The organism is Paenibacillus abyssi (genome assembly GCF_014640295.1).
Classification (GTDB): domain Bacteria; phylum Bacillota; class Bacilli; order Paenibacillales; family Paenibacillaceae; genus Paenibacillus_D; species Paenibacillus_D abyssi.
The window spans coordinates 294,871-301,688 of the sequence record NZ_BMGR01000006.1 but is presented as its reverse complement, the minus strand read 5'-3'; the positions used below and the strand labels follow the sequence as shown (position 1 = coordinate 301,688).

Annotated in this window: 4 protein-coding genes and 11 tRNA genes; 14 read left to right on the top strand and 1 reads right to left on the bottom strand. The window is 49.8% G+C overall.

What is annotated here, in order from left to right; genetic code table 11:
- Positions 1–118: 118 nt before the first annotated feature.
- The 14 genes from IEW11_RS11315 (at position 119) to yunB (ending at position 5,623) form a co-directional block, all read left to right on the top strand.
- A tRNA-Ile gene (locus IEW11_RS11315) sits at positions 119–195 on the top strand.
- A 21-nt stretch (positions 196–216) separates the two neighbouring features.
- A tRNA-Ala gene (locus IEW11_RS11310) sits at positions 217–292 on the top strand.
- 30 nt (positions 293–322) lie between these two features.
- Positions 323–397 (top strand) — tRNA-Glu (locus IEW11_RS11305).
- A 7-nt stretch (positions 398–404) separates the two neighbouring features.
- Positions 405–480, top strand: a tRNA-Val gene (locus tag IEW11_RS11300).
- Between the two features lie 20 nt (positions 481–500).
- Positions 501–577, top strand: a tRNA-Met gene (locus IEW11_RS11295).
- A 6-nt stretch (positions 578–583) separates the two neighbouring features.
- Positions 584–660, top strand: a tRNA-Asp gene (locus IEW11_RS11290).
- Positions 661–673: 13 nt separating this feature from the next.
- A tRNA-Thr gene (locus IEW11_RS11285) sits at positions 674–749 on the top strand.
- A 32-nt stretch (positions 750–781) separates the two neighbouring features.
- Positions 782–857: transfer RNA gene (locus IEW11_RS11280), tRNA-Lys, on the top strand.
- 15 nt (positions 858–872) lie between these two features.
- Positions 873–955, top strand: a tRNA-Leu gene (locus tag IEW11_RS11275).
- A 3-nt stretch (positions 956–958) separates the two neighbouring features.
- A tRNA-Gly gene (locus tag IEW11_RS11270) sits at positions 959–1,033 on the top strand.
- A 39-nt stretch (positions 1,034–1,072) separates the two neighbouring features.
- Positions 1,073–1,149: transfer RNA gene (locus IEW11_RS11265), tRNA-Pro, on the top strand.
- Positions 1,150–1,353: 204 nt separating this feature from the next.
- Complete coding sequence (locus IEW11_RS11260) at positions 1,354–3,579, top strand: ATP-dependent helicase (RefSeq protein WP_188531168.1); 2,226 nt, start codon at positions 1,354–1,356, stop codon at positions 3,577–3,579.
- A 124-nt stretch (positions 3,580–3,703) separates the two neighbouring features.
- Entirely contained in the window at positions 3,704–4,672 is a 969-nt protein-coding gene (locus IEW11_RS11255; RefSeq protein WP_188531167.1) for an aldo/keto reductase, read from the top strand.
- Positions 4,673–4,801: 129 nt separating this feature from the next.
- Positions 4,802–5,623 (top strand): sporulation protein YunB, encoded by an 822-nt coding sequence (gene yunB / locus IEW11_RS11250; protein WP_188531166.1) that lies wholly within the window; start codon positions 4,802–4,804, stop codon positions 5,621–5,623.
- A gap of 16 nt (positions 5,624–5,639) precedes the next feature.
- Here the strand turns inward: yunB and IEW11_RS11245 are convergent, their stop codons facing one another.
- Positions 5,640–6,692 carry a M23 family metallopeptidase gene (locus IEW11_RS11245; protein ID WP_188531165.1) on the bottom strand — a complete coding sequence of 351 codons (1,053 nt, stop codon included), beginning with the start codon at positions 6,690–6,692 and terminating at the stop codon, positions 5,640–5,642.
- Positions 6,693–6,818 lie beyond the last annotated feature (126 nt).

Below are 6,818 nucleotides of genomic sequence, written 5' to 3'. Positions count from 1 at the left end.
CTAAACAACAGCAAGACAGCTAAAGTAATTCATGACTTTCGCATCCGGTTTTCAGGGCGCAAAATACATAAAAATGTTAAGAGCCCTATATAGATTTTGGGGTTTTTTTAATGAGTATGGGCCCTTAGCTCAGCTGGTTAGAGCGCACCCCTGATAAGGGTGAGGTCGGTGGTTCGAGTCCACTAGGGCCCACCATCATAATCTTCTTTAAGATACGGGGCCATAGCTCAGCTGGGAGAGCGCCTGCCTTGCAAGCAGGAGGTCAGGAGTTCGATCCTCCTTGGCTCCACCAAATTCCTGATAATCAGTTACATAGCGATATGGCCCGTTGGTCAAGGGGTTAAGACACCTCCCTTTCACGGAGGTAACAGGGGTTCGAATCCCCTACGGGTCACCACTAATTTGGACGCTTAGCTCAGCTGGGAGAGCATCTGCCTTACAAGCAGAGGGTCGGCGGTTCGATCCCGTCAGCGTCCACCATAACTTCTTTTTTTTAACGACGCGGGGTGGAGCAGCCCGGTAGCTCGTCGGGCTCATAACCCGAAGGCCGCAGGTTCAAATCCTGCCCCCGCAACCAAATCGCGGAGCCGTGGTGTAGAGGCCTAACATGCCTGCCTGTCACGCAGGAGACCGCGGGTTCGAATCCCGTCGGCTCCGCCATTCTTTCAAGTATGCCGGTGTAGCTCAACTGGTAGAGCAACTGACTTGTAATCAGTAGGTTGGGGGTTCAAGTCCTCTCGCCGGCACCATTTTAGATTTACAGTAAGAATTAGTTAAGCATGAGCCATTAGCTCAGTTGGTAGAGCACCTGACTTTTAATCAGGGTGTCGTAGGTTCGAGTCCTACATGGCTCACCATGTTTTTACAATCGTGCGCGTATGGCGGAATTGGCAGACGCACCAGACTTAGGATCTGGCGGGCGACCGTGGGGGTTCAAGTCCCTCTACGCGCACCAAATGCGGAAGTGGCTCAGCGGTAGAGCATCGCCTTGCCAAGGCGAGGGTCGCGGGTTCGATTCCCGTCTTCCGCTCCATAATATGTACCCATAGTTTTCATATCCCTACCTTCACATCGGGATGTAGCTCAGCTTGGTAGAGCACCTGGTTTGGGACCAGGGGGTCGCATGTTCAAATCGTGTCATCCCGACCATAATGACAACAAAATAACCCACTATCTGTTACGTCAGTATCGACATTCCGGATAGTGGGTTTTGATTGTTTGAGTTAATAGCACAGGGAATGGTACAGCAGCTTGAGGAGCCAACAACGCTCCTCTTTTTTGTCGTTTCTTCAGTCGATGATGTTATAATGAAATGATAGAATTTGTGGGGACATATGAAAGGGTAATTCGGCAATGAATGTAAAGGAAGATTTTTTTGTCCGCAAGTTTCAAGAAATCGGCGTATCGCTGAATGAAGTCCAGAAAAAGGCGGTTCGTCATACCAAAGGGGCGCTGCTGCTCCTTGCCTCACCCGGCTCGGGTAAGACGACGACAATCATCATGAGAATCGGCTATCTGATTGAAGAAAAAGGAGTTCATCCCTCACGAATCAAGGCTGTTACATTTAGCCGTGCATCCGCAGCAGACATGAAAGAGAGATTCGAGCGTTTTTTCCCTGCGCTGCCGTCCGTCAATTTTTCGACGATCCACAGCTTGGCCTTTGAAGTGGTGCGGGAGCATTTCCGCAGAACCAGAACGGATTATCAAATTATTGAAGGTGCCTTGGACTTGGAGGAGGAGGAAGCCTTTGATCCCGATAATCCGCCATTACATAAGAAGTTTATTTTAAGAAGATTGTTCCATTCGATTGTGGGCGAGAACGTCACCGATGAGCAAATGGACGAGCTAACGACCTATATCAGCTTTGTCAAAAATAAGATGGTTCCGGAGGAAAGCTGGGAGCAGGTAAAGTGCGATGTTCCGCAAGCGGAACGGATTCTGTGGGAATATGAACGGTTTAAAAAATCGGGCCATCACAAGCTGTTGGTGGACTATGACGATATGTTGACGATCGGAAATGAGGTGTTGGAGAGGGACAGGGAGCTCTTGCGAAAATACCAGCAAAGGTATGATTATGTGCTGACGGATGAGAGTCAGGATACCTCGATGGTTCAGCATGCGATCATTGAAAAATTGGTCCAAAAGCATGGTAACCTGTGCGTCGTCGCCGATGATGATCAATCGATCTACAGCTGGAGAGGGGCGGAGCCGTCCTATTTACTTAACTTCAAGCAGCAATTCCCTGGTGCAGCTACACTTTTTATGGAGCAGAACTACCGGTCATCCAAGGATATCGTGATGGTAGCTAACCGGTTCATCAAGCGCAACAAAAACCGCTATAACAAAAATATGTTCACCAATAACGCCGCTTTGAAGCCGATCGGCATCAAAAGCTTTGCGGATTATAAATATCAGGCGAAATACCTGGTGAAGGAAATCGAAAAGGTCGAAAACCTTGCAGAAACAGCGGTGCTCTACCGGAATAATTCGTCTTCCATCAGTCTTATGAATGAATTTGACCGGGCAGGCATCCCGTTTTATATGAAGGATGGCGACAACCGTTTCTTTTCCCATTGGGTCGTAGCGGACATTCTGAATTTCATGAGAATGACCTTCACCGACAAGCGGGCCGATATTTTGGAGAAAATCCATATGAAGCTCAATGGGTATATCACCAGACAGCAGATGACGGTACTGAAGGAGATCGACAACAACGAATCGGTCTTTGATAATTTGCTGAAGCATGTGAAATTGCAGGACTATCAGGTCAAGCAGATCCAAGAGAGCAAAGAGACGTTCCTTAAGATGAAAGGTATGCCGCCGCTTGAGGCGATTCGCAAGATTCGCACCCGGCTTGGTTATGAAAAAGCGCTTGAGAAGATGTGCGAGCGGCTTGGTTTCCGCAAGGAAGCTTTAATTGGCATCTTAAACACGCTGGAAGAGATCGCCGACACGCTTCTTACGATGGAAGAGTTCGCGGCAAGGCTGAAGCATTTGGAAGCTGCGATGAAAGTATCCAAGTTCAATAAAGGGAAGAATGCCGTCACCTTTGCTACGTTCCACAGTGCGAAGGGGCTGGAATTTGAACGGGTGTACATGATTGACCTGATCGATGGCATCATTCCTTCCTCGGAGGATCTTAAGGGCGGCTCGGATGAGGGAGAGAATGCACTATTGGAAGAAGCCGTCAGATTGTTCTATGTCGGTCTGACACGGGCAAAACATCACCAAGAATTGATTACGTACAAGCAGCGTGATGGGGAAAAGGTGCAGGAATCTCAATTTGTTCTAGGCGTCCGCAGTATTTTGAATCCCCAGAAACAGTCACCCAAAAACGTGCCAACAGAGCAAAAGAGTGTGCTGGTCGCTGATAAACCGGTGATTCCTCACAACCCGAATGCAATTCGAAGCAAAGAAAATTTGACCGTTGGCAAAGTTGTGAAACATCGGGTTTTGGGGCATGGAGAAATTATGGCGCTGAACGAGGATCGGATCGAGGTTCGTTTTTCAGCGGGTATCAAAGCTCTTTCGATTGTAACCTGCATAGAAATGGGCCTGCTGGAGCCAGCGAAGGTATAGCGTAAAGTGAAGTGAATAGACCGGGAAGTGCGCACCGGTTCACTCGCGAGTTGATTATTTCACATTTCAAGCGTAAACTACCTTCAGACTGCTTCCAAAATATCAATAGTCAGGAGTGGATAAGGTGCGCTATAAAAAACTGGGCCATACCGGCTTGGAGGTCTCTTCCCTTTGTTTAGGAACGATGGCATTTGGCAGATGGATCGATGAAGAGGCTTCGATCTCGATTTTGGATACTGCACTCGCTCAAGGCATTAATTTTATCGATACGGCCAACTATTACGGCAAAGGCCAAGACACAGCGGTTCCTTACGGTACCGGAGAGTCGGAGGCGATCCTTGGACGTGCCCTTAAGGGAAGAAGAGATCAGGTCGTGCTGGCCACAAAGGTCGGCATACGGACAGGTCACGGGAACAATGATTCAGGGCTGTCACGTACTCATATCATGAGGGAAGTTGAAAACTCCCTGCGCCGCTTACAAACGGATTATATCGACCTCTACCAGGTGCATATTTTCGACCCCAATACGCCATTGGAAGAGACGCTGCAAACATTGGATGATCTGGTCCATCAAGGGAAAGTGCGATACATCGGCTGCTCGAACTACGCAGCATGGCAAATTGCGAAATCCCATGGTATAAGCGAGAAACTCAATCTCCAAAAATTTATTTCCGTTCAGCCGCAATATAACCTGCTGTCCCGCGAGATCGAACAGGAAATGCTGCCGTTTTGCCAGTCAGAGGGTGTTGGCGTCATGGTATATAGTCCGATGGCACGAGGCATGCTCTCAGGGAAGTACAAAAGCCATGAGGACGTACCGCCCGAAAGCCGCGCCGCACACGGAGAAAAGCTGCTGAAAAATTATTTTACCGCACGCAATTTCAGCTTGGTGGAGCAATATCGAGCGATCGCGGAGAGGCATGAGGTCAGTTTGTCCCAATTCGCTCTTTCATGGGTATTGAACCAGCCTGCGGTAACCTCTGCGATTATTGGTGCAAGCAAACTGCATCATGTTACAGAAGCTGTGGAGATCAGCGATTGGGCATGGCCTGCGGATCTGATAAAGGAAGTCAATCAAGCTGATGTTGAATAGCGCATAAGTCGGACCCTGCCGCTGAAGCAGGGTCTTTCTTCTTTTTTGGGACTTGGCAGCATAAGCTGGTGAAGAGAAGGACAGGAGGCGTGGCGTTGCAGTGCGGACATCGAGAAAGGAGGGAACAGGATGGCGAGGTGGGGAAGAAGAGGCTGGCGCAGCAGCAGGCGGCGCAGCGGAGGCAGTAGGATTAGATGGAGCAGGCGCAATCTTTTGGTCATCGTGCTGCTGATCTTCTTTATCTTTACCGTTCAGACCTTCATCTATATCGAGCGGAATTTACGTCCGCCTTTAATGCATGTTGCCCAGCTGCGGGTAAAACAGATTGCGACCCAAGCGATTAACAAAGCGATCAGCGAGCAAGTGGCCACGCATACCACCTCCGAGGATTTGATCGATTGGAAAACAAACGGTACCGGTAAAATCTCCGGGTTCATGATCAATTATGCCGAGCATATGCGGATAACGTCCGAAACGATCGGCACCGTTCAGGAGACACTTGAAGAAATCAAAAAAGTGCCCGAGCATATTCCTGTCGGCCAGGCGATTGGCAGCGCCGTAATCGCTTCTTTCGGACCGCGGGTGCCGGTAAAGTTCGAGCCGGTCGGAGCAGTGCAGGTGGATCTGAACACGCGGCAGAAGGATGCCGGAATCAATATGATTCTCGTTGAAGTGTTTATCCGGATCGTTGCTGAAGTGGCGATTATTATTCCCTTTGACACGAAGCCGGAAATTGTGGAAACCGAGATTCCAATTTCCTATCTGCTCGTCGTCGGTGACGTACCGATGTATTATTACGATAATAAAGGCAACCCTGTCGGGGAGTCCTCGTCCGGTGCCCCTAACATCACGCTGCCGATGCAGCAGCCCCGGAACGACGAAGAACCGCTCATTGAAGCGCCGGTTGAACCATCGCCCGGCGTCATGGAAAGCGGTTCTGCAAAAGAGTGAAGATAACGTACCCGAGTCAGTGTTTCTTTTTCTTGCGGCGTTCGTTTTGCTCCCACTGATGCAGCAGCGGATACGGATCAAACGGCCATTCGACAAGCCCGCGGTCTCGGTATACGCCATAGTGAAGATGCGGCGGAAATTTGCCTTGCGTGCCCGGTTTGCCGTAGCCTGAGCTGCCTACCCAACCGATGGTTTGGCCGGGCTTGACGACATCACCGACTTCGACTGTTTTTTCATAGCCGGAGAGGTGAGCGTAATAATGATAGATATTATCTAGATCGCGAATGCCGATCCGCCAGCCGCCGTATTTGTTCCAGCCTTTGATCTCGACGACGCCATAACAGGTGCTGCGAACCGGCAGCCCGTAATCGGCAAAGATGTCCGTCCCCTCGTGGATGCGGTAACCGCCCCAGCTCCGTCCCGAGCCCCAGGTGCTGCGATAAGAGTAGTCGTTACCGACAGGCACGGGGAAGGCATGCTCGAATAATTCGAGCTGGTCGAAGGTGGAATAGATTTTTGCGAACTGCGTGATCCTTTGCACGGCACGGGTATTATGATAATACTCCCACAATCCAATAGCAAAGTCCTGTTCCGAGGTTCCAAACTGCAGCAGATGATTGGCGATTGTGTAGAGCAGATCCGCATCGTCGCCGCGATCGGCTTTGCCGTCGCCGTTTCCATCCCGGCCGATGCCTCCAAACCAATGGATAGATGCAGGCACAGTATCCTCTGCATTCGGGTTCAGATGCCCGCTCCAATCCTCAGGCTTAATATAAATGCCGACCAGACCGGGTGATTTAGGCCTTTTTTTGGCATGCGCTTTTGTTAAGGTGCGCTCATATTGGTCGATTGCCGCCAAGTAATACCAAGCAATGCCTGTTACTGTGCTCATGTCGTCGAATAATTCGCGCCGCTGTGCGAACTGATTCTGCTCCGGAGTCGAAGCCATGGACATTAGTGTTCGGCCGGCATGGGCATGAAGCGGCGGTAATGGCAACGAAAGAAGCAATCCGGATACCATTGCGGCTGCTAATCCACTGCGAAGCAATTTGGGAATATTCAAATCCATACACCTCCTTACTTACCTGTTATCATTTGCAAATCATTGGTTTTTATCCGATTCATTGTTATAATAGGACGAGAAGAATAATGCAGGCAGGCCATGGCCTGTTGGAATAGAAAGAAGGTATGCCTT